The 1,775-nt window shown below is 33.1% G+C and carries 2 protein-coding genes; one reads left to right on the forward strand and one right to left on the reverse strand.

Annotation, left to right across the window (positions count from 1 at the left end):
- On the reverse strand, positions 1-183 hold a 183-nt coding region (locus AC4AGG_RS16330; RefSeq protein WP_489773086.1), incomplete at its 3' end, for a hypothetical protein.
- A gap of 206 nt (positions 184-389) precedes the next feature.
- On the opposite strand from AC4AGG_RS16330, the gene pepT reads away from it, so the two are divergent.
- On the forward strand, positions 390-1,649 hold the full coding sequence (gene pepT, locus AC4AGG_RS16335; protein WP_489773087.1) for a peptidase T: 1,260 nt from the start codon (positions 390-392) through the stop codon (positions 1,647-1,649).
- Positions 1,650-1,775: the final 126 nt, after the last annotated feature.

A 1,775-nucleotide genomic window follows, 5' to 3' on the forward strand; every position in this document is an offset into this window, starting at 1 on the left:
AAATATACTATCGTTATAATACGATTTTAAGTCTTTAGTTGTGTCGGAATCAAAAAAGAATCCCAAATAGAATTGCAATAATTTCTTTTCCTTTTTAATTTCCTTGGAAATAGTTTTCTTTTCTATATGTTTTTTTTTGCAAGAAATGAATAAAAACAACATAAATATTAATACAGTCCTCATAGTTTACATTTTTTTTTATTATTTGGTTTTATCAAAATAATGAAATAGGGTCTAAATTTGGAAATTTCGTTTTTTTCACAAAATGTTACCTTAGGAAGAGATGTTTTTATTAAAGATACATTTTTTCAGGAATTTTAAAAATGGAGGAATTCTTCCCTCATCCAATCAAAAACTTTAACTTTGTTAAAATTCAAAATCATAATTAAATGCAAACCATAGAATTCAACCACGAATGGAAAATGCGGTTACTCAACCGTTTTATTACTTATGTGAAAATTTATTCAACTTCTGACCCAGAATCGGAAACCACGCCTTCGACTCCGCAACAATGGGATATGGCGAAATTACTTTTCGAAGAATTAAAAGCTTTAGGTCTGGAAGATGTTTCTATGGATGACAAAGGATATGTTTTCGGATATGTTCCTTCTAATTTAGAAAATGATGATGAACCTGTCGTTGGATTTATCGCACATTATGACTCATCACCAGATTTTAACGGAAACGGAGTAAATCCTATTATTTGGGACGATTATAATGGACAAGATTTAGTTTTAAATAGAGAAACTGGTTTTACGCTTTCTCCAAATAAATTTGAAAAACTAAAGGAATATGTTGGTCAAACATTAATCACCACCGATGGAACAACACTTTTAAGTGCAGACGACAAAGCCGGAGTTGCTGAGATTGTAACCGCAGCGGAATATCTTTTGGCTCACCCGGAAATTAAACACGGAAGAATTGCGATTGGTTTCAATCCGGATGAAGAAATCGGAAGAGGAGCTCATCATTTTGATGTTAAAAAATTCGGAGCAGAATATGCTTTCACTATGGATGGAAGTGAAGTTGGAGAATTAGAATATGAAAACTTCAATGCAGCAGGAGCTGTGGTTAAAATTTATGGTCTTTCAGTACATCCAGGTTATGCTTTTGGAAAGATGAAAAATGCAGGACTTTTAGCAGCAGAGTTTATCACAATGCTTCCCACCAACGAAACACCTGCAACAACTAAAGGTTTTGATGGATTTTTCCACTTGACGGATTTTTCAGGTGATGTTTCCGAAGCTAAATTACAATACATCATTCGTGACCATGATGCAGAAAAATTTGAAGCTAGAAAAAATTTAATTCAAGAAAAAGTTGCAGAATTTAATCAAAAACATGGAGAGGGAACTGCAGAAGTAGAGATTAAAGAACAATACCGCAACATGAAGCAACAATTTGAGGGCAAAATGCACATTATTGACATTGCCGCTCAAGCGATGAAAGACGCGAATATCGAACCTAAAATCAAAGCAATTCGTGGTGGAACCGATGGTGCTCAACTTTCTTACATGGGACTTCCTTGTCCAAACATTTTTGCGGGAGGAATGAATTTCCATGGTCCTTATGAATATGTCGCTTTAGAGTCAATGGAAAAAGCAGTAAAGGTGATTGTAAACATTGCGAAAGCAGTTAAAAAGAGATAGAATTTATTTTTTTTTAAATAGTAAAAAGAGACGGGCAAAAGCTCGTCTTTTTTGTTTAATAATGATGAGTGCAGCAGAAATTTAATTTTAAATTCATTTTCGGTATTTTTAATTGATTTAACTTTA

Source organism: Chryseobacterium sp. CG10_8 (genome assembly GCF_058117085.1).

Bases quoted from the DNA above. Each gene is read 5' to 3' on its own strand.
- pepT (WP_489773087.1), top strand. From the start codon at position 390: ATGCAAACCATAGAATTCAACCACGAATGGAAAATGCGGTTACTCAAC.